Source organism: Thermogutta terrifontis, from assembly GCF_002277955.1.
Classification (GTDB): Bacteria; Planctomycetota; Planctomycetia; order Pirellulales; family Thermoguttaceae; genus Thermogutta; species Thermogutta terrifontis.
The window spans coordinates 4506763-4528462 of the sequence record NZ_CP018477.1 but is presented as its reverse complement, the minus strand read 5'-3'; the positions used below and the strand labels follow the sequence as shown (position 1 = coordinate 4528462).

At 58.9% G+C, this 21700-nt stretch carries 14 protein-coding genes; 6 read left to right on the top strand and 8 right to left on the bottom strand.

Going from position 1 to position 21700, the window contains the following annotated elements; translation table 11 throughout:
• Positions 1-69: 69 nt before the first annotated feature.
• Entirely contained in the window at positions 70-2160 is a 2091-nt protein-coding gene (locus THTE_RS16755) for a thioredoxin domain-containing protein (protein WP_157732189.1), read from the top strand.
• Between the two features lie 250 nt (positions 2161-2410).
• Positions 2411-3250: a M55 family metallopeptidase gene (locus tag THTE_RS16750; protein WP_095416517.1), complete on the top strand. Its 840-nt coding sequence runs from the start codon at positions 2411-2413 to the stop codon at positions 3248-3250.
• Between the two features lie 19 nt (positions 3251-3269).
• Here THTE_RS16750 and THTE_RS16745 read toward each other — a convergent pair whose 3' ends face one another.
• From THTE_RS16745 to THTE_RS16735, 3 genes are all read right to left on the bottom strand, one after another.
• The gene (locus THTE_RS16745) at positions 3270-3503 is read right to left on the bottom strand and encodes a winged helix-turn-helix domain-containing protein (RefSeq protein WP_095416516.1); all 234 of its coding nucleotides are present in this window, start codon (positions 3501-3503) and stop codon (positions 3270-3272) included.
• A gap of 225 nt (positions 3504-3728) precedes the next feature.
• Positions 3729-4688 carry an ABC transporter substrate-binding protein gene (locus THTE_RS16740; protein WP_157732188.1) on the bottom strand — a complete coding sequence of 320 codons (960 nt, stop codon included), beginning with the start codon at positions 4686-4688 and terminating at the stop codon, positions 3729-3731.
• Positions 4689-4832: 144 nt separating this feature from the next.
• Positions 4833-6185: a PQQ-binding-like beta-propeller repeat protein gene (locus THTE_RS16735; protein ID WP_095416514.1), complete on the bottom strand. Its 1353-nt coding sequence runs from the start codon at positions 6183-6185 to the stop codon at positions 4833-4835.
• 851 nt (positions 6186-7036) lie between these two features.
• Between THTE_RS16735 and THTE_RS16730 the strand changes: the two genes are divergently transcribed.
• Positions 7037-8320, top strand: coding sequence for an aminotransferase class I/II-fold pyridoxal phosphate-dependent enzyme (locus THTE_RS16730; protein ID WP_095416513.1), 1284 nt, complete (start codon positions 7037-7039; stop codon positions 8318-8320).
• Positions 8321-8353: 33 nt separating this feature from the next.
• Here THTE_RS16730 and THTE_RS16725 read toward each other — a convergent pair whose 3' ends face one another.
• Positions 8354-8563, bottom strand: a complete 210-nt coding sequence (locus THTE_RS16725) for a hypothetical protein (RefSeq protein ID WP_095416512.1) — start codon at positions 8561-8563, stop codon at positions 8354-8356.
• Between the two features lie 467 nt (positions 8564-9030).
• Here THTE_RS16725 and THTE_RS16720 point away from each other — a divergent pair, with 467 nt between their 5' ends.
• A complete protein-coding gene (locus THTE_RS16720; RefSeq protein WP_207651733.1) occupies positions 9031-10536 on the top strand; it encodes a sulfatase in 1506 nt (501 codons plus the stop codon).
• A gap of 6 nt (positions 10537-10542) precedes the next feature.
• Here THTE_RS16720 and THTE_RS16715 read toward each other — a convergent pair whose 3' ends face one another.
• From THTE_RS16715 to THTE_RS18115, 4 genes are all read right to left on the bottom strand, one after another.
• A complete protein-coding gene (locus THTE_RS16715) occupies positions 10543-11973 on the bottom strand; it encodes a hypothetical protein (protein WP_095416511.1) in 1431 nt (476 codons plus the stop codon).
• Between the two features lie 459 nt (positions 11974-12432).
• On the bottom strand, positions 12433-13071 hold the full coding sequence (locus THTE_RS16710) for a hypothetical protein (protein WP_095416510.1): 639 nt from the start codon (positions 13069-13071) through the stop codon (positions 12433-12435).
• 108 nt (positions 13072-13179) lie between these two features.
• Entirely contained in the window at positions 13180-15951 is a 2772-nt protein-coding gene (locus THTE_RS16705; protein ID WP_095416509.1) for a pilus assembly protein N-terminal domain-containing protein, read from the bottom strand.
• A 192-nt stretch (positions 15952-16143) separates the two neighbouring features.
• Positions 16144-16668, bottom strand: coding sequence for a hypothetical protein (locus THTE_RS18115; RefSeq protein WP_157732187.1), 525 nt, complete (start codon positions 16666-16668; stop codon positions 16144-16146).
• A 1058-nt stretch (positions 16669-17726) separates the two neighbouring features.
• Here THTE_RS18115 and THTE_RS16695 point away from each other — a divergent pair.
• Positions 17727-19865, top strand: coding sequence for a right-handed parallel beta-helix repeat-containing protein (locus THTE_RS16695; RefSeq protein ID WP_157732186.1), 2139 nt, complete (start codon positions 17727-17729; stop codon positions 19863-19865).
• Between the two features lie 61 nt (positions 19866-19926).
• A complete protein-coding gene (locus tag THTE_RS16690; protein ID WP_095416506.1) occupies positions 19927-21681 on the top strand; it encodes an alpha-L-fucosidase in 1755 nt (584 codons plus the stop codon).
• Positions 21682-21700 lie beyond the last annotated feature (19 nt).

The following is a 21700-nucleotide window of genomic DNA, read 5'->3' as shown; positions in this document are numbered from 1 at the left end:
CTTTTCTCCAGCTTGCGTGAGAATATCAGGGCCCGACAAAAGCCTACTGTTTTCTTTTTGATGAAACCCATGCCCAATCGTCTTATTTCGTCGAAAAGTCCTTATCTTCGACAGCACGCTGAAAATCCTGTGGACTGGTATCCGTGGGGTGAGGAGGCCTTTCGAAAGGCCAAAGAGCTCGACCGCCCCATTTTCCTCTCCATCGGCTATTCTGCCTGCCACTGGTGCCACGTAATGGAGCGAGAAAGTTTCAACGACCCTGAAGTCGCAGACTTTCTCAACAGGCATTTTGTTTCCATCAAGGTGGACCGCGAGGAACACCCCGCTGTGGATGCCCAGTACATGGAAGCCGTTCAGCTTCTCACGGGTCGCGGGGGCTGGCCGCTCACGGTTTTCCTCACTCCCGATCTCCAGCCGTTTTACGGAGGGACGTATTTTCCGCCCAGGGCTCGGGGAGGAATGCCCGGCTTTCTGGATGTCCTCCGCGCTGTCGTCGAAGCCTGGCAGAACCGCCGCGAGGAGGTACTGGGGCAGGCGGACAAGCTAACAATCCTGGTTTCGGATGTCTCAGGGACGCTGGCGGGCAAGGCCGACAGGCCCGACAGTAGCACGGCCGAACTCGCGGAACGTGCGCTGGCCCACGGATTCGACAGCCGTTGGGGTGGTTTCGGAGCAGCGCCCAAGTTTCCCCATCCCTCTTTGCTGCGATTTCTCCTGCTGCGGTATGCCACGACATCCTCGCAGGTTGCCCTCTTCATGGCGCTCAAGACGCTCGATTCCATGGCCGCAGGGGGCATTCACGACCATATTGGCGGAGGGTTCCACCGCTATTCTACCGATGCCCAATGGCTGGTGCCGCACTTTGAAAAGATGCTCTACGACAACGCGCTTCTCGCCCGGGCATATCTTGACGCCTTTCGCCTGACGGAACGCCCGCTCTATGAAGATGTCACCCGACGAACGCTCGATTATCTCCTCCGCGACATGGCTCGACCGGGCGGCGGCTTTTATTCGTCTGAGGATGCCGATAGCGAGGGCGAAGAAGGCAAGTTTTACCTTTGGGATTACCAGGAGATTCAGGAAATCCTTGGCAATCGTGCAGACCTTTTCGTCGAGTACTACGATATCCGTCGGCAGGGTAATTTCGAGGGTCGCAACATTCCGAATCTGATTTCTTCCCAGGATCGCCTGGAACAACTCACCGCCCAAGAGCGAGAAAGCATCGAGAAGGAACTTGCGGTGTGCCGCCAGATCCTTTTCCAGGCACGTAACCGCCGAGTGCGCCCCGCCCGGGATGAGAAGATCCTCCTCAATTGGAATGCATTCGCTGTGGACACGCTCTTCTGGGCTGGGCGTGCACTGGGGGAATCACGTTACATTGAGGCCGCCCAGGAGACACTTGATTTCCTGCTGGCCACGTTTTGGATCAACAGCCAACTTTGCCATTCCTGGTGTGATGGCGAACTCCAGGGCCCCGCTGTGCTGGACGATCATGCAGCGCTGGGCGTGGCCCTGGTGAGTGGCTATGAAACCACGGCGAATCCGCAGTACCTCGAACACGCCTATCGTCTGGTGGAATACATTCTCGAACAATTTCGCGATCCGCAGAGCGGGGCGTTCTTTATGACCGCGCAAGATCATCCTCATCTCCTCTGTCGGCAACTGGACTATTTCGACAATCCCACACCAAGCGGAAGCGCGTTGACCGTGGAGCTCCTCCTCCGCCTGGGGCACCTGCTGGGAGAAACACGCTTCCTGGAGGATGCCGAACAGGCGCTGGCCGGTTTATCGGGCTGGATGCAGCGGGCCCCGATGGGTGTGGGACACGCACTGCTCTGTCTCCAGACGCTGACCAGCGGCTGGACGAGCTGGGTGTTTTGTCTGCCAGAAACTGCCGAGCACTCGCGCGAATGGCCTGATTTTCTCCGCGAATATTTTCGTCGCTACATTCCCGCGTGTGTTACCGCAATGGACGGACCAGATCAGCACGCCGCTGGGCCATTGCACGAGCGGATATTCCGCGACCGGAAGCCGATCGACGGTCAGGCCACTCTCTACCTGTGCCATGGCAGCCAATGTGAGCCGCCCCTGGTGGGTGAAACAGCGATCCGCGATGCGATTGTCAGCCGAAGTGTGCTCGTCCCCAAAGCACAACGCTGAGCCGGTGGTGGGGAGCGATCCGAGACGGTCCGACAAAAGGCCGCTTCCGGAAGTGGTTTCCCGTTAATCAGTTTCAACAGGCGCCCATCCCGAATGGCACGCCCTGCATCCGGGATTCCAGATTGCTTGCGGACAGCTTCGTGGGGTTGCCCGCGTTGTTGTCCATGAGGCGCGTTTTGCCTAAAATGTCCGCCACACCTTCGTGAGAGTGGTGCGACCTGCAGGACCAGGAAGAGAAGGAGTTGCGGTTATGCGGTGGAAAAGCTTGCTGAGTGTGGGTTGGTTGATTGCCTCGCTTTTCACCTGGCCGATTGGAGTTCATGGGCAAGGTTTGAAAATCTACATCGTCACCGATTTGGAGGGCGCCAGTGGCGTTTACAAGTTTGCTCAAACCCGCGAGGCCGGTCCCCTCAATGAACAGGCGAAGGAATATCTGATGGGCGATATTGCGGCAGTGGTACGGGGACTCCGCGATGCCGGGGCCACGGAAATCGTGATTCTGGATGGTCACGGCAGCCAGGCCTTTGTGCCGCACCTGATGGTGCCTGGGGCCAAGTACATCACGGGTTTGCCCCGGCCCAGCGTGATGCCCGAGCTCGACGAAACCTTCGCGGGGTTGGTCCAACTGGGTGCTCATGCCATGATGGGGACGCCGGATGGCGTGCTCTGCCACACGCAATCATCTCGAAACGAGAACCGTTACTGGTACAACGGGGTGGAATCGGGGGAACTTGCGCAGGTGGCTCTTTACGCCGGAGCCTTCGGTGTCCCCACGATCATGGTGACCGGCGACGAGGCCACCTGCCGGGAAGCGAGAACCTTCTTTGGGCCAGAAGTTGTGACGGTCGCTGTCAAAAAAGGGCTGGCCCGTGAAAGCGCCGTGCTTTATCCGTTTGACCAGACACGCCGAGCCCTGTACGAGGGGGCGAAAAAAGCCATCGAAGCCATTCCACGGTGCAAACCCTACTGCATTGAGATGCCGATTAAGGCAAAGAAGCAATGGCTCGTGTTCGATAAGCCGGATGAGCCAGGACGTCTCATGACCAAGGAAGGCGTCATCGAAGACGTGCGGAAAATCTTCGAGTTTTGAGCCAACAAGCTGCAAGCCATCAGGCGCCGGCCTGCTCTTTCAGTGCCACCAGCCGGGCACGACCACGGTCCATGAAGACGAGTTTATCCTCTCGAGCAAGCCAGCCAATGGCCTGCATGACCTCGTCGCGTGGCCGTTCCAGCTTCTTGACAAGCTGGCTGAGGTTGAGCGGCCCGTTGGCATGCAAAGCGTGCCAAACCAAACCCGCGGTTTCGCCGATCCGCGCCACATAGGAATTGGAGATCTCGCTCATGGGTCCGTCCTCTCTCAACCCGAATCAATTGAGATCGACCACCTGACAGACGAGCTGCCGATAGGTTCCCTCCCATGGCGCCTTCCACGAATGGCTCCTTTCTGGGACGAGAAAACACGTCCCAATCGCCGTTCGCTTGTTGGCCTTTATTTTACCCCTGTGAAAATCGCCTTCCAAGGAACAGCGACCGGCCACCGGCCGTTGGCGATCGAGCAGGGCGAGCCATTACTTCTCCCCGGAGGTCACTGAGCGGGAGGGGCCAGAAGCGTCAAACAGCTCCGGGTGGATGCACCGCCCGAGGGATTCTGCCAGATCGAGCATCCGCGGGCCGGGGACCACAGGGACATCCTTCCCCAAAAGATAAACGCGTCCATTTTGCACGGCGGACACTTCTTTCACCTCCTGCCAGGCGGCCAACCATTCCGAGTGACGCTCAGACGAGATCTCTCTTCCCGCCTGGATCTCGATAATCACATCCGGATTGAGCCGCAGGACGGTTTCTGCCGAAATGATGGGGAAAGCAACGGCGGAGTCCCCGAGAACGTTCTCGCCACCGGCCAGTTCCACGAGTCTATTGAGAAACCCATCTGATCCAGCCGCACACAGATTCTGGAGCCGACCGGTTTCCAGCGGTCGATCCACCACGACCAAAACCCGCGGCCGTGGCTGACCACGACATCGCTGGGCAATTGTGTCCAATCGCTTTCGCCAGGTCGCGCTCAGTTCTTCGGCGCGCCGTTCCACCCCCAGAGCTTTGCCCAGAATCGACAGCGAATCAAACACACCCTCAATCGAGCGGTGGTCCACGGTAAGCACAGGGAGCCCCATGGCTTTGAGTTTGGCGGGCAGGTCTTCGGCGCCTGCCGGTGCGACGACCAGATCGGGCCTCAGTCGCAGCACGGCCTCCAGATTCGGGTTGACGTATCCGCCCACCCGGGGCAAGTTGCGGACTTCGGGAGGATATTCGCAGAAATCGGTAACGGCCACCACCCGATCCCCGCATCCCAGGGCAAAGAGTGTTTCGGTAATGCTCGGGGCCATGGAGACGATCCGGCGAATCTGCCCCGGCGGCAGAGGCGAGTTGCTCGAATCTCCTGCGGGCGCAGACTGGAAGGCATTATCGCGCTCTGGCGTTGGCAAGCCGCACCCACCGGCGAGCGCGCCCATCAGCACGAAAAACACCATCCAACGCAACCAATATTCTCGCGCCATCAGATGAGGGAAATTGCCTGGTCTTTGCTGGGTGAATCAGGTACCTTTCTCGTTACATCCGTGGAAGTGATGACGCATCGCCGAGCTGGCGTGTCGAAAACACCTCGCTTGATGGGGTCAGGGCTTATTCTTGACATCGTAGCACATGAGGACGTTGTGAGCCCGCAGATAGAGTTTCCCATCGCAGATGACGGGATGCGGCCAGGCTGGACCGTCCACGACGGCCGGGCGGAACTGGCTGATGAGCCGGAATCCTTTGGGATCCGGAGCAATGAGCGCGACCGTGCCGGCTTCATAGCGGAAATAGAGTCGGTTGTCGGCGTAGAGGACGGCCGCCGATCCGCGGTCCACCGGCTGTTCCTTCCACATCACTTTCCCGGTGAGAAACTCGATGCAGATGGGGGCTCCGCGATTCTGGCCATCCCCGGCGTACAGGTAATCCCCAACAAGCACCATGCCGCCATGATGGTTGGAAAATGTATTGGCATCATGGAAATAGACTTCCTCCGCCGACCAGTTCTCTCCATCCCGTTTGATGCGCAGCAGGGCACACCCGGTGCGGTAGGCCGTGCTGACGAAAACGTATTCGCCACGGATAACGGGATTGGAGATGTTCGCCACGTTGTTGGCGATACGGTTGTAATTCCACAGGAGCTTGCCGGTCGCAGCATCGACACCAACGGCTCCCCTGCCCACCAGGGTAATGTACTGACGAACGCCATGAATCTCGGCCGGCATGATCGAAGCGTACCCCGCTCCGTCCGCTCCGCGTGGTCCCAAATCCCCGGGCTGACAACGCCAGATCGTTTCCCCCGTTTTCTTGTCCAGCGCCACAAGGAGGGCGTCTTTTCCGCCGGGGGTGCACACCAGTTTTTCCCCATCCACCAGGGGTGACTCGCTGTATCGCCAGACGGACATCATTTTGCCGCCGAAATCCCGCCCGAAGTTCTTCCTCCACACGATTCGGCCGGTGGCCGCATCAAGACACACCAGGTCCCCGTCCGTGCCGATGGCGTAAACCCGATCGCCATCCACGGTGGGCGTGCAGCGTGGGCCCCCATCGCGGTGAGGCGGTCCAATCCGCGTCGCCCAGAGTTCCTTGCGGGTGGCCAGGTCGTAGGCCAGAACAAATTGGGCCTCACCACCTTCCGCAGGCCGATCCCCCATCGTGTACAGACGCCCTTGGGAGATTGAAACCGTTGAATAACCGCGGCCAAGGCCCTCAAGCGTCCAGAGGAGTTTGGGGCCGCCTTCCGGCCATTCCTGAAGAAGCCCCGTTTCTGTGCAGATGTTATCACGATTGGGCCCATGGAACTGGGGCCAGTCTTCCCCGCGCGCAACACGATCGGGCAGCACGCCAATCACCGCCCCGATAAATGGTAGGAGAAAAACCAGGCCCAAAAGCCTTCCAACAACCCGAGCTGTGTACGCTGAGCGAGGAACCGCCATTTGTCTCCACGGAAGCATCATCGCGATCGCTCCTCTTGCAAATGTGAAAGAAAAAAGTGAAGGAATTCGGAATCAAATTATCTAACTGCGCTCCGTCGAGATGTCTTGAGACGGATGATTGCAGGCCGCTTTGGGGGCACTCAGGAAATCCTCTCCCGGTCAGCCAAGCCTTTGAATGTACTTCGCGGGACCGGGCGATGCAACGGACAGCGGCAAAGTTTTTAACGCAGGTGGAGTTTCATCGACTGGGCGCACACGACGACGCCGGGAACAGCCCGGAGGGACCTGCTTGCCGGATCCGCTTTCGGAGAGACGTGCTTGTCACGTCCATATTCGGAGGGATCCGCTGGTCGGGTCCGATGACCACCGATTGATCGCCCATGCCTCCTGATCGGGCACGACAAGCGTGCCCCTCCGACCTCTCGGAGGGACCTGCTTGTCAGGTCCGCTTTCGGAGGGACGTGCTTGTCACGTCCGTTATTTAACGTTGGATCATCCATTTCGTTTCACCGGGGACTGAAGTCCCGCGTGGAAAGCGGGGCTAAAGCCCCGCACTCCATGGAGTGCGGCGATTTATCGCCGCTTTTTGGTGAAGGCTTTAGCCTTCACAACCTTGCCGTTTGCGGTCTTTTGCCGCAACCACGATAAGCGCTCGCCGGTAGGGGCAATTCGTGAATTGCCTCTACACCACATTGTGCCCGCAGCTTGGCATGGATTTTAGTAAAACGTGGAATGGGTCAAGCCTGCGCCGGTATTCCCCATTTTGCAGACGATCCTGTACACTGAAAGAGATCAACCAGAAACTGACGCACTCAGGAATTTGCACCTATATCGGAGGTTCAGCTGCCCTTTTAGAGGGGCATCGAAAGCGTATGCACGAGAAAGATTTGCCGAAAGAGGTCCCCGGTCCGATCGGTCCCACGGAAACCCGCTCCGGATTCAGCATCCCGGTGGCCGATCGCGTCCTCCGTTTGCCGCCCTATCTGTTTGCGCGGATCAATAAGCTCCTTTATGAAAAGCGCCGGGCAGGCGCCGACGTGATCGATTTGGGAATGGGTAATCCCAGTGATCCCCCGCAGGATATCGTGATCGAGAAGCTTGCGGCAGCCGCCCGCGATCCAGATAATCATGGCTACACCGAATCAAGGGGGATTTTGAACCTCCGCAGAGAGGTGGCTTCCAAGTATTTCAAGCAGTTCGGCGTCCGATTGGATCCCGAATCCGAAATTATCGTGTGCCTGGGGTCAAAGGATGGATTCAGCCATCTGTGCTTGGCCCTTTTGGGACCGGGAGATACGGCCGTCGTGCCAGCCCCTTCCTATCCACCCCACGTGTACGCGGTCATTCTTGCCGGTGCCAGCACGATCAGTCTGGATGTGACCAAACCAGACGAGTTTTTGTCGCGTCTGGCTTTCGTCTGCCAGAACCTGTTTCCACGCCCAAAAGTCGTCGTGGTCAACTTTCCTCACAATCCCACCACAACCGTGGTGGAGGCCGACTTTTACCATGAATTGGTGCGACTGGCCAAGCGCTACAGCTTTCTCGTCATCAGTGACCTTGCGTACGCGGACGTCACGTTTGACGGCTACCGGGCGCCGAGCCTTCTGGCCGTCCCCGGCGGGCGAGATGTGGGCGTGGAACTCACCACGATGAGCAAAGGATACAACATGGCGGGTTGGCGGGTGGGATTCTGCTGTGGCAACGCGGAGATGGTGCGGGCCCTCGCCACCGTGAAGACCTATTACGACTACGGCATGTTTCGCGCGATTCAGGTCGCGGCGATCGTCGCCCTCCGACACACGGATGCCGCCGTCGAGGCCCAGGCCCGCGAGTACCAGCGGCGACGCGATGTCCTCTGCGAAGGGCTGGAACGGCTCGGCTGGCCCATCGTTCGGCCCAAGGCGACGATGTTTGTCTGGGCGAAAATTCCCGAGCCCTGGGCCAGCCAAATGTCGTCGTTCGACTTTGCGATGAAACTGCTGAAAGAAGCCGATGTGGCCGTCAGTCCCGGCGGCGGTTTTGGCGCGGCGGGCGAAGGATATCTGCGACTGGCGCTGGTTGAAAACGAACACCGTCTCCGGCAGGCCGTTCGCCAGATCGGACGATGCCTTGGCCAGGCGCAAAATCAACCCCCAGCGCGGGTCGCCGGAACCTGACGGGGACCGATAAAAAAGGCAGAAGCGAAAACTTCAGCTTGAGGCCGCGGCTCGGCTTTTCTTATTCTGCTCCTGATACCGCGCCCGGATTTCCTCAAGTTCCTTGCTGAGCCGGTAATGGAGAGGGCTTTCCGGTCTCAGGTGCTTCAAGAGAGATTCGGCCCGTTTCAGCTTCTTTTCGTCAACCGGACCTTTGGAGAACAACGAGTACCAACTGTGGGCAACCTGTTGTTCGGTAAGCAAGTGTGACCTCCCTTATTCTGGAGACACATGACCGACGTTATCAGCACAACCCCCAAAGACGCTGATAACGGTTCATTGCTATTATATCGTCACAGCCTCGCCAGTCCACTCGCGCGGAGTCAATGGTGGAGGGCGTCGCGAAACCGTTGGGGATTTCTCGGCGGAGCTGCCCCTGGCAGGCTCAGAAGCGGTTTAATTCTTCTACGCGGGTGTTGTCATCTGCGTTCAGGTGCCGCGCGGGTGCATCGATGCGTCCACAGAATCCTTGGGGACCACAAAGTTGTGGCACCAACCACGGCCGGCGGAAATGAACGGCAAAGCATTCCTCCACGATGTGGCGGCCCACCGGTGCTCCCGGAGGAACCTGGACTCGGGTAAATTGGGGTCGGTTTCAGTTTGGATTGGGGAAGACGCGTTGGCCCCGCCAGCAGATGCTTCAATTGTTTAACCACAGGGGGAGGTGTCTCATGGTCAGTGGTCGGAGTGTCGCGCTTCTGGTCCTCGGTATGGGCTGGATGTGGGTGTTCCAAACCTCTGGATTCGGAGAGGCCCCATCTGCCCCGAGCAAACCCAATGTCCTCTTCATCGCGATTGACGATCTCAATGATTGGACGGGCTTCCTTGGCGGCCACCCGCAGGCAAAAACGCCGAATTTGGACGCCCTCGCGAAGCGGGGGATGATTTTCACCCGCGCGTACTGCACGGCCCCGGCGTGCAATCCTTCCCGAACGAGCCTGTTGTGCGGCGTTTTACCGTCCTCGTCAGGTGTCTATCACAATGACAACCCCTGGCGACCGCAACTTCCGGACACCATTACTGTGTTTCAGCATTTCATGGCTCACGGTTACAAGGTGTACGGAGGAGGAAAGCTCTTCCATAATGTTTTCAACGATCCCCAATCGTGGGAGGTGTACTGGGACCGGCCTGGTGATCCAGTACCGCCAAATCGGCCTCTCAATGGCATCCCAAATGCGGCGCAATTCGATTGGGGGCCCCTGGATGTGGATGACGCCGCGATGGGCGACACCAAGCTGAGTGATTGGGCGATTGAGTTCCTCGGCCAGAAGCACGATCGCCCGTTCTTTCTGGCGGTCGGTTACATTCGTCCGCATTTGCCCTGGTATGTGCCGCGCCCGTATTTCGACGACTTTCCTCTGGCGAACATCGTTCTTCCTCAGGTGAAGGAAGACGATCTGGACGACGTCCCGCCCTTGGGGAAAAAGATCGCCAACCCTCAGGGCGACCATGCGCGGGTGCTGGCCACCCACAACTGGGAAAAAGCCGTTCAGGGCTACCTGGCCAGCATCGAGTTTGTGGATCGCCAGGTGGGCCGGTTACTGGATGCCTTTCAAAAAAGCCCTTATGCCACGAATACAATCGTGGTCGTGTGGGGGGACCACGGGTGGCACCTGGGTGAAAAACTTCACTGGCGGAAATTCACACTATGGGAAGAAGCCACCCGCGTGCCCCTCATCATCTGTGCCCCAGGTGTAACGCAGCCAGGAAGCCAGTGCCATCGCACGGTGAGCCTGCTCGACCTCTATCCCACTTTGTGCGAGTTGTGCGACCTTCCCATCCCGGCGCACGTGGAGGGCAGGAGCATCGTGCCGCTCCTCAAGCAGCCGGATGCGCCCTGGGATCGACCGGTTGTGACCACGCACGGCTATATGAATCACGCAGTACGATCGGAGCGCTGGCGCTATATCCGCTACAGCGACGGGACGGAAGAACTCTACGATCACGAGAAAGATCCAATGGAGTGGACCAATCTCGCCAGCGATCCGGCTTACGCTGAAGTCAAGGCGGAGCTGGCCAAATGGCTACCCAAAGTGAATAAGCCGGAAGGCCCAAAAGCCAAGCCTCAAAGCAATCAGCGGCGAGGGAGAGGCACTCTCCCAGCGGAAAGTGCCTCCTGGCCCGAGGGCCTCCGGGCATATTTTGCCCAGGAATGGTTCGGCGAATTTCAGCCGTGATGGGGCTCAACCCTCTTCAATGACATTCCACCCCATCAGGCGGGCCAGGTGGTAGGCACTTTGCAGGTGATCCCCGTAAAACACTACCCGATGGAGGAGCGTCATCGCATCCTCGGTTTGGAGGGCGCTGCTCCAGTTGACCACCATTTTGGCCGCGTCGCGGACTTCGCTGACCAACTGCGTGCGACAGCCGTGGACCGATTTTTCGGGCACTTCCACAATTTTGGCTGTGGATATCAGTAAGGTGTCCAGGTTAACGAATTTGGTTCGGGTGATGACCTCGCCGACGCGGTACTGCACTTCGGGCACACATCCGCTGCCACCGACTTCCGAATGCCCGCGGAGCAGATAGGGATGCTCGGGGCCGTCGATGCTATCCAGCTTCAGCGGCCCGGTGCAGTGGGCGGTCCAAAGCACATTCCGCGACGTGTCGAAGGTGGCATTTCCCTGGAAGCCGGGTTTATCAAAGGCATATCGGAAAATAAGCATCGTGAGCAGCGAATCCATGTCACCCTCGCAGGCGGCCGGTAGTCCGCGATCCCGCAACCGTGCGAAACCGAGGCAGGGGAATCCCCGTGGCAACCAGCCCATGCACGTGCCCACCGCCAGCCCCTGAGCCTGGTATTTATCCATGAGCCGATTGAGAGCCACACTCACCCGGGCGGCTTTGTAGATATCTTCTTCGGTGGGTTCTATGATCTGCTTGGCGCCTTTGATCCATCGCTGGGCTTCTTCGCGGACGGCGTCCTCTTCCACCGCCGCCATCATCTCGTCGAACGCCGCCTGCTCGACGGCCAGGACTTCTGCCCCGAGACGCTCTTTGATCAGTTCCGGGGAACAAGCCGGGGCTGTTCCGCGGGCCGGCGGGAACAGAAGAATCCGCGTTTGCTTGAGGAGCGGAATGACCCGCAGCAGCCGCACCGCGTGTTCCAGTTCGGCCAGATCGCTCGTCGCAAACAGCGTGACGCGGTGTCCCGCCCGCTGCCACCGATGAGGATACATCCAGTCGTGCCCACTGGCCGGCAGCGAGAAGACGATCATCGGATGGCGGGCTTCCAGGATTGGACCGACCAGCCGGGTGAGGGCAAAGCAACTGAGGTTGATGGCGAGAACCGGTGTGCCTTCCCCGATGGTGCCCAAAAAGTTCTTGGTCTGCTCGGCGTTCTCCGATTTGCCATGGACCAGCTCGACATTCCCCAGCTTTTGTTCCACCTCGGTGAGGACTTTTTGCATTTTTTCAACATGAGGCGGATCGGTGTTCCAGCCACGATCCGCCGGCCCCGGTGAGCCTGACCAGAGAACGCCAATCTTGACTTTTTCAGGCCGCTGAACGGGAGCCGCCTGCGATGCCCATGTGTAGCTCCAGCTCGCGGATGCTGCCAGAGCGCTGAGGACGCTGCTACCCAGGAATTCACGGCGCGTGCAGTGTTCACACATCGGTTCAACCCTCCCGGAAAAAGGCCACGCCACTTCAACCACAAGCCGAAGCCATCCCGCTTTGGCCGCCCTTGAGACGCCAGTAATGATGACCGGCCAGGTAGGTGTTGTCAAGAAAAGGCCAGGCACACATATCCTGAGCTTCACCCAGTCTGGAGGTGGAAGGCGACACGAGGGGCAGGAATTTTCGGAGTAGGGGGACGCTTGCCATGCTCCGTGACGGGGTGCCGATCGGTGTTGATCGGACGCGACAAGCGCGTCCCTCCGAATCTGGACGTGACAAGCACGTCCCTCCGGAAAATTGGGCGGGGCGCGCTGGTCGTGCCCGGTGAGAGGGAATGGATGATCGAGCGTTATCCCTCGGACCCGACAAGCGGGTCCCTCCGAAAGAGAAATGGGACAGAGGGGCCACCTCCGTCCCATGCGCATTTGCCGATCTTTGCGAAGCCGGCAGCAAGCCTACCGTCGCCAGCCGCTGAAACCCCGGTTCATGCCGCGAAAGCCCGTCCCGTACTGGCTATCGAGAAGCGTGCTGTAGTACGCTGCCTCACCCTCGATGGCGGAAAGGCCTTCCGTGAACGCCGGTGCCACAACCACCCGGGCCTCGACCATCTCGCGGTTGAGTCCGAGCTGAACGAGCTGGTTGACGATGGTTTGCCGTCGTGCTTCGTCAAGCTGCGGGTTTTCACCACGGGGCGACTCTTCCACCACAACAGGGAAGGGAACATGCTCCAATCGCAGTGCCACAGACAACAGGTGTTTTCGCCCCAGAGGAGTTAGGTCGGCCGTCTGGCCCACGAATTCGTGATCATAAAAGATGAAGTCCGCGGCTTCCGCGTTGGTCTGCATCGTTTCCCAGTGCGCATCCGTCACCTGGCCGAGCGGGAACGGTCGGTCGTACACCGGGCCCATTTTCGCCTCGTGAGAGACCTTCGGTGTATGGCAACCGACCAGCAGCACCACGCTCAGCAGTCCCCACGGGATCGCGGCGAAACATCGCCACCCACGGTGCTCCTTCGGCGGCGTGCTTTCCGAAATGCGTTGCCCACGCGTTCCATTCGTCAATCCCGTTTGCAGGATGCGTTTGTGCCGGTTCATGGCTTATCTCACGATTCTCCTGGCAGATTATTTCGTTTTGGGATCTTGTGCGGAATTGTGACTGTGTATGTTTTCTTGCGGTGCAGGAAGTATCTGTGTGTGCTTGCGTCAATCGCCGTGGCCGTAGGGGCCGGAGATGGTGGCCGGTCCACCGGCGTTGTATCGCCGACGGAGGCGCGGCCAGGTCGTGCTGTCGTATTCCTGAGTGGGCCGCCCTTCGAGATGACCTTTGAGGTAGAACTCGTGGTTGGTCGGCTCGGTGACATCGAAACCTGGCAGCGGCGGCACTTCCTCGGGCTCCATCGGATGGACGATCTCCGGCGTGACCAGGATGATGAGTTCGGTTTCGTTACGGCTGAGGCTGCGACGTCCGAAGATCTGGTTGAATATCGGCAAATCACCCTGATTGTTGCCGGTCATGGAATCGTCCAGCAATCCTGCAATGGCCAGCGTCTGGCCCTCGCGCATTTCCACAGTGGTGGTCACGGCACGGGTTCGCAGACCCGGCGTACCGTTGACTGTGTTCTTCTTGTCGATCTGGCTGAATTCCGGAGCCACCTCCAGTCGGATGAGGTCCTTGTCCAGCACGGTGGGCAGGAACGTGATGATCGCTCCATACGCCCGGAAGTCTGTGGTGACCGCACCCACGCCGTTGACGCCGACAGCCGTGGGCACCGCAAACTCTCCACCCGCGATGAACGTGGCCGGACGACCGCTGATGGTCACCAGTGTGGGTTCGCTCAGCAGGCGCACCACGCCATGTTCTTCCAGATAGTGCAGTCCAAACTGGAGGTCGCCCCCATCAAAGTTACCAATGACACTTGCCGAACCGCCGGACGAGATGTTCAGCAGGGATTGAATGAGGAACTTCCCCTGGTCGAAGTTCAGATGCATGTCCACACCGAAGTTGCGGGCGGCTGTCCGATTGAGCTCGGCAATTTTGACTTTCAGAGCAACCTGCGGTGGGCCGGGAATCCGCAGCATGTTGATCACCTGGATTGCGGGGAGTGTCTGCCCGGCCGCTTCCTGACCAACCGGATCGGCCGCCTTCCCCTCGGCGACACTCCGGCCACGAACCAGCTCACCGCGGATCACCGCCATGATCTGGGCGGCTTCGGCGGCATCGCGTGCCTGGCCCTTGACCACGAGCTTATCGCCGACGACGATCAGGTCCACTTTGCTTTCGGGAAATAACTTGGCGAGATGTGATTCGAGCAGTTCATAGCGCTTCACCTGCGTTTTCTCGACCTCCGGATCGGGGACAACCCGCACGAGATACGTCACCGGGCGATAGCGCTCATCCTGGAACCAGAACGTCACATGCGTGGCACCCTGGCTTTTGCCCAGGATAGAAATCTCCCGGGGTGTGAACTGAACCACGTCGCAGATGCTGGAATCCACAACCGCCGTGCGATAGACGTCCACCTGCGTGCGCAGCAGTTTGCTCCGCCGCACGATGACCGTCAACTCGCCCGACTCCTCGATGATTTCAAACGGGCTCGCAGCGAGGTCTGATCTCGGTTGCTCAGGCGCCGGAGACGGAGAAACCGCCGGAGCCTCGGTTTGCAAACCTGTCAAAGCGGCTGCTCTGGAATTGCCGGAAGGGCTGAACTCCTTCACCTGAACCGGTGGACGGGAGGGCTTCCCCGCCTGTCCGCTGACATCACCTGAATCGCCCACGATTGACGGTTGAACAGGACGAAGCGGCGGGTTGCCCTCCGACGAACTGTTTTGATTGAACGTCGGTTCCGGTGCCTCAGGTCGCTCGTCCTCGGTTTGGCCAAACGAAGGACCTGTTGCCTGGCCAGCCAGAGAGGGCTGGGGCGTGATCACGCGGAACTGTGGGGTGGTAGCCTCCGCGGGCTGGCTTCTATTGAAGGCAACCATTTCGTTGTCAATGAGCGTCACAAAGCCGTCACCGTCTCGGTGGGGCGTGGCCTGGTTTGGTTGTGCGTCAGAAGTGCGCCCTGGCCAATCCCAGCCAGTAGCGACCGGTGAGGAAACGGCACGGTTTTCCGCCGGTTGCTGCGGCGTGCCCACTGAGGTAAGAAGCACCATCTGCCGGTTCGGGACTGTGTCCTCCCCGGCAGCCTGCGCTACTTCGGAAATGACATCCGCCGGGACTCGCAGGACCGGTTGCTCATCCAGAAGGAACGGCCGCACCGGTCGGCTGGCCGCCACCGCCCAACTCTGGCTCACCTCCATGTTTTCCCGGATCAAACGGAGGACACTCGGGGTGGTGCGCGGGATGCTAGTCGAAGCCACGCCGAGATCGGCCAGCGGCGACTCGTCGCTTCCCAGGTTGATATCGGTGCTGTTGCGGACCACCAGAGGCGCATTCACAGATCGCACCCGCAGGACAATCTGTTGTTGCGATCCTGGTGTCTCCAACACAATTCGCTGGGTGGGCAAAGTTCCGTCATTACGGGCGACGGAGGGCACGGCGGGTCTTTCTTCGCTGACCCAGACCTCGGCGGGGACGCTCTTGAGGCTCTCTTCGATCCAGACTTCTTCCGGCGAATCGTTTGAAAGAGTAATTTGCCCAGTCTCGGCGACCGGCTGGGAGAGGGACGGTGCATCCGCCGTCGTTCGAATTCGCAACTCGATGGTGCTGTCCTCGGAGCGTCGGTGGGGAAGCGTGGCGACGCCGTTGTTGTTTCCATCGGGCATAAGGGGGTGCACGTCACCCACATGAAGTTGAAGGCGCAACGGGGGCGAGGCTTCGAGCCCAGTATTCGCCTCATCCCCCCGCGCAGTGACACGTCCCCAGGCCCACCAAAAAGCAGTGGTGACCACGGTGATCACACCGCAGGCGAAGAGAAACGGCACGCCCGTGGCATCACGGCGGGCCAAAATCGCATGCTGCGCTGCCTTGCTCATAGCTCCATCCCTGGGTTGTACGCCGATCGGGTCCGTGATCAGCGGCGGATATTCAGGCTGTGTAAGTCTCAGTGCAACTGATTCAATCCTGTTCAGGCGTCATCCCCGTGCCGGTATTTTCATCACCGTGCAGGAGCCCCGAACGTCCCCGTGTTTCTCTCGACAGCTTCCTTGGGTTGTTAAAGTTTTTGCTTAGGGAAGCGGTTGCAATTCCGGTTTATTCTCTGCCGGTGACGGCGTGAGTGGCCTCGCTTCCGAGGTGGTCGGCTCTTGTCCCCGCGGCATCCACGGAGGGAGTTTCAGCGCCGGATACCGGTAAGGGCTGTTGTACGCCCTCATGAGCTGCTGGCTGTACAGCCCAGGCCAGTGATAGGTGTATTGAGGCGGCACCGGAAACTTGTAGCTGCCCCGGCATGTGCAGTTGAACCCTCCGATGGCCGACATGTAGCGGGCAAGACACCCCTGGTGGATGTGTCCGTGGCAATCGCACGCCGGGCAGACTGAAGAGAGCTCGACGGAGCTCCCGGCCGTTGGCGGAGCCGGGGAAAGCCCTGATTCTGCGCTACTCGCTGGTGCCGATGCCGAACCTGCCGAACTTTGTTCAGGCTCTGCCGCGCGAAGGTCCCCCGACACGGCTGGCCAGCTAACACTGATTGCCAACCCGACGAGGGTCAGCACAGGCCAAAGCGGCGACTTTGCGTCCCATCTGGCTGACACGGCAACCTCCTTATGGCGGATGCTCTTCGGCACTTCTGGTCAACCTGGTGCAATCCCCAAAAACGATGTCACGCTGCTGTTAAGCGTTATCGTCAAAAGTGCGTTTTCACGCCCACTGGAATTGGGGTAAATTCGTCAATTGGGGGGAGCAGAATTCCGCCACTATCGCCACAAGCTTCCCATTTTCACAATCCGGAGAGCCGGGTTTTGACGATCCTGGGGACGTTCGGGCTGCGCGGCAGTCGTCGAAATGGGGAAGGTGGAGAATCAGAGGGGGAACGGTTGGCGGATTTCCATCAAAGTTTTGTGTCCTGTTTGGGTTGACAAAATTTTTATCTCCGATTTTTCTCTGTCGGTGGAAAAGCTCTCGACCGCGACGAGCATGTGCCCGGGAGTGCGATTCAGTCCGGGAAGTTGGGTGCCAGGTCCGCTTTCGGCGGGACCTTTTCCGGAGGGACCCGCTCGTCAGGTCCGTCTCTCGGAGGGACGTGCCTCTCACATCCGCTTCGCGATGTTGGATTATCCAATGTTATTCCCCGGGCACGACAAGCGTGCCCCTCCGAAGCGTCTCTCGGAGGGACGTGCCTGTCAGGTCCGCTTCGTAATGTTGGATTATCCAATGTTATTCCCCGGGCACGACAAGCGTGCCCCTCCGAAACATCCCTTGGAGGGACCTGCTTGTCAGGTCCGCCTTTCCAACGCTGGGTCATCCATTTTGGTTCTGCGGGCACGACAAGCGTGCCCCTCCGAAGCGTCTCTCGGAGGGACGTGCCTGTCACGTCCGCTTCGTAATGTTGGATTATCCAATGTTATTCCCCGGGCACGACAAGCGTGCCCCTCCGAAGCGTCTCTCGGAGGGACGTGCCTGTCACGTCCGTTTTTCAACGCTGGATCGTCCATGGCGCGGATGCTTGCGGTCGCCTGGCGGCCGGGGTATAGTTACCGCGGACATGCCGTCAAGTTTGCTCAGCTGCCGGAACAGGAATGGGCCAAATAAAATCGTCGGCACTCCCGCCAACCTTGCCTACCATTCGTTGGCCCACCGCGAAAGGAGATTCATGATGGTGAAAGTCACTCCGCTTGTGAGGTATTTAGCGGGCACGCTTGTGGGCACGCTTCTCGGGATGGGCGGCCTTTTGGCCCAGGATTTTTACGTCGCCCCGGATGGCAATGATGGCTGGTCTGGCAAACTGGCGGCCCCCAACGAGGCCAGGACCGATGGTCCGTTTGCCACAATAGCTCGAGCCCAGCAGGCCGTGCGAGAACTCCGCCAAAAGGAACCTGAGCGACATACGCCGGTCGTGGTCAGCATCCGTGGCGGCCGTTATTTTTTGAGTCAGCCTCTTCGATTCACCCCGGCGGATTCGGGCACTGAAAAGTCCCCTACGGTGTATCAGGCTTACCCCAATGAGCGACCGATCATTTCTGGTGGCGTTCCCCTTTCCGGCTGGAAAGTGGACGATCGAGGCCGGTGGCATCTGGTCCTTGATGAGGTGAAAAGCGGAAAATGGGCCTTCGCCCAGCTTTTCGTCAACGATCAGCGTCGCTACCGTCCCCGTCTGCCCAAAAAGGGCTATTACACGATTGCGGAGCGGGTGCCGCCCCCTGCCGAAAAAGAGCGGGGTGGGGATGACCGGATCCAGTATGCGGAAGCAGAGTTCAATCCCCAATGGACCAATCTCGGGGACGCGGAAGTCAACATTTTCCACCAGTGGTCCATGTCGCGGATGCGGATTGCCAGCATCGATCCGGAGAAAAAGCTGGTCATTTTCCGCCGGGGCACCGGATTCGACTCCTACTGGGCACAGTTCCTCAAAGGGCATCGCTATTACCTTGAAAATGTGAAAGAGGGGCTGACCGAGCCAGGCGAGTTCTATCTCGATCGCACGACGGGTGAACTCACGTATATCCCAAAACCTGGCGAAGATCCGCAAACGGCGGATGTCGTAGCGCCTCGTCTGGATAATCTGGTCATTCTTGCGTGCGACAGTGCGAATAAGCGGTGGGTGGAGCACCTTCAGTTTCGCGGTCTCATTTTCGCCCATTCCAACTGGGTTTGCCCGGAGGATGGGCAGTTCTACCCTCAGGCGGAGGTTGGCCTGGATGGGGCGATTTCGGCTGTGGGGGCGAGGAATGTCCTATTTGACACCTGCGCGGTCATTCACACCGGCACGTATGCCGTCGCGTTTGGAGCAGGTTGCCGGAACTGCCGGCTGGAAAATTGCGAACTGGTCGATCTGGGAGCGGGTGGGGTGAAGATTGGACATGCCGGTTCGGCCAACTGGCAGGGGGCCAGTCAGCAACCCCAGGGCGAGGATGCCCTCGTCTCACACATCACCGTGAAAAACTGCACAATTGCCCATGGAGGACGCATCCATCCCGCGGCCGTCGGAGTCTGGATCGGCCATTCACCTTACAACACGGTGGAACACAACGACATTTTCGATTTCTATTACACGGGGGTTTCGGTGGGTTGGACCTGGGGCTACGCGGAAAGCCCGGCCCATCACAACGCGATCAATTACAACCACATTTACAACATCGGACAGTACGTGCTTTCTGACATGGGGGGCGTGTACACCCTGGGAGTTTCGCCGGGAACGACCGTTAATCACAACAGGATCCACGACGTTTATTCGTTCAGTTATGGTGGCTGGGGGTTGTACACGGACGAAGGTTCCACGCACATCGAGATGGCCTACAACCTTGTCTATCGCACAAAAACCGGCAATTTTCACCAGCACTACGGAAAAGAGAATCGCATCCATAACAATATCTTTGTGAACTCGATCGAGCATCAAATCCAGCGAACCCGCACGGAACCCCATATTTCGTTCTTCTTTGAGCGGAACGTCGTTGCCTGGGATAACGACAGTCCGCTGCTGGGTAGCAACTGGAACGACAATAACTTTCGGATGGATTACAATCTGTACTGGCACGGAGGAAAGCCGGTCGTCTTTCCGGGTAACCTGACGCTCGAAGAGTGGCAAAAACAGCGGGGGCAGGATCTGCATTCCGTCATCGCGGATCCAAAATTTGTCGATCCTGCAAACGAGGATTATCGACTTCAGCCGGATTCGCCGGCCTTTAAACTGGGATTTCAGGCGTTCGATCCACGGGAAGCCGGGCGGACCAGTCCGCCGGTGCTCACTGTCAATTTGCCAGAGGTGCCTGCCGGGTTGCCCAAGGGTGAGTGACCTGGGCTGAAACGCGGATAAAACGCTGGACGAAACGCCAGACATTTCGGGAGGGTCTTGTATGCGCCTCGGGTATGCTCTTGTTTTTCTGGGATTGATGGCGTGTGCTAAGGGGATGGGGATTTTTAGTCCCCCATGCCTGGCCGAAGAGTCGCAATTCGAGTGGACGCCACCGCCGGAGTCTCTGGCGAGATGGCGGGCGATGCGTTTCGGGATGTTCATTCACTGGGGACCAGTTAGCATCAAGGGAACGGAGATCGGGTGGTCACGCGGGGCTCAGGTCCCCATCGAAGAGTACGACAATCTTTACAAACAATTCAATCCCGTAAACTTTAACGCCGATGAATGGGTGGCCATCGCCAAAGAGGCGGGCATGAAGTATCTGGTAATCACCTCGAAGCACCACGACGGCTTCTGTCTGTGGGATTCGGAATACACCGATTACGACATTATGTCCACGCCGTTCAAGCGGGACGTGCTCAAAGAGCTTTCCGAGGCCTGTCGCCGCCAGGGGATCGTGTTCTGCACGTATCACTCTATCTGTGATTGGTACCATCCCGATTACCCGCTGGGTTCCCCCGGCGGCCGAACGCGTAAGCCCAATCCCAATATGGAGCGCTATGTTCAGTACCTCCACAACCAGACAGCCGAGATCATCCGAAAATATGGACCGCTGGGAGTCATGTGGTTCGACGGGGAATGGGAAGAACCCTGGACGCACGCCCATGGCCTGGCGCTGTACAAGCACATTCGCACCCTCCAGCCCGATATTCTCATCAACAATCGCGTGGACAAAGGTCGCCGGGGCATGGAAGGAAACACGGAGGGGCCCGATTTCGTGGGCGATTTTGATACACCCGAACAGCGCGTCGGCACTTTCAACCGGGAGCGTCCCTGGGAAACTTGTATGACAATTTGTCGCCAGTGGGCGTGGAAACCGAATGACGAACTCAAAAGCCTCAGTCAGTGCCTGCAGATTCTTCTGCGCACGGTGGGTGGGGATGGCAACCTGCTCCTCAACGTGGGGCCCATGCCGGACGGCCAAATTGAGCCCCGCCAAGTGGAACGGCTTAGAGAAATCGGTGCGTGGCTGAAAAAATACGGCGATGGGGTGTATGGGACACGCGGCGGTCCGTTCAAACCCGGCTCGTGGGTGGCTTCAACCTGCAAAGACAACAAGATTTACGTGTTCATTTTCAATTGGCCTCAGCAGGGACCGCTCGTTCTTCCCCCTATCAATCAAAAGGTCCTGGCGGCTGTGGTGCGGACAGGGGGTGACCTTAAAATCGAGCAAACCAACACACATCTTGCCGTGAATCTGCCTCCAGAACAGCGCGACCCACTAGTGACGGTGCTGGAACTGACGGTGGAAGGGCAGGCCTTCGATATTCCACCAGTCGCCGTGCCCAGCCTCAGCGGAGCGCTCAGCGCGGGAAAACCGGCCAAAGCCTCAAATGTTTTTCAAAAGCGGGTGACACAATTTGGACCACAAATGGCGGTGGATGATAATCCTGAGACCCGTTGGGCGACGGATGCCGGCACCCATGCCGCGTGGCTGGAAGTGGATCTCCAACGGCCGTGCCGTGTCAATCGCGCTGTGATCGAAGAGGCCTACGCCCCGCGCGTCCAGGAATTCCAGATAGAATATGCGGAGGGGGATCAATGGATCCCCTGTTTCAAGGGAAGCAGGATCGGGGAGCATGCCGAGTTTCGCTTCTCCGAGGTGATGGCGCAGCGGTTTCGCCTCAACATTTTGAAGGCGACAGAAGGGCCGACGATCGGGGAATTTCAACTGTTCGGCAGGGAGCAGAAGTGAGGAGGGCTTTTTCCAACTT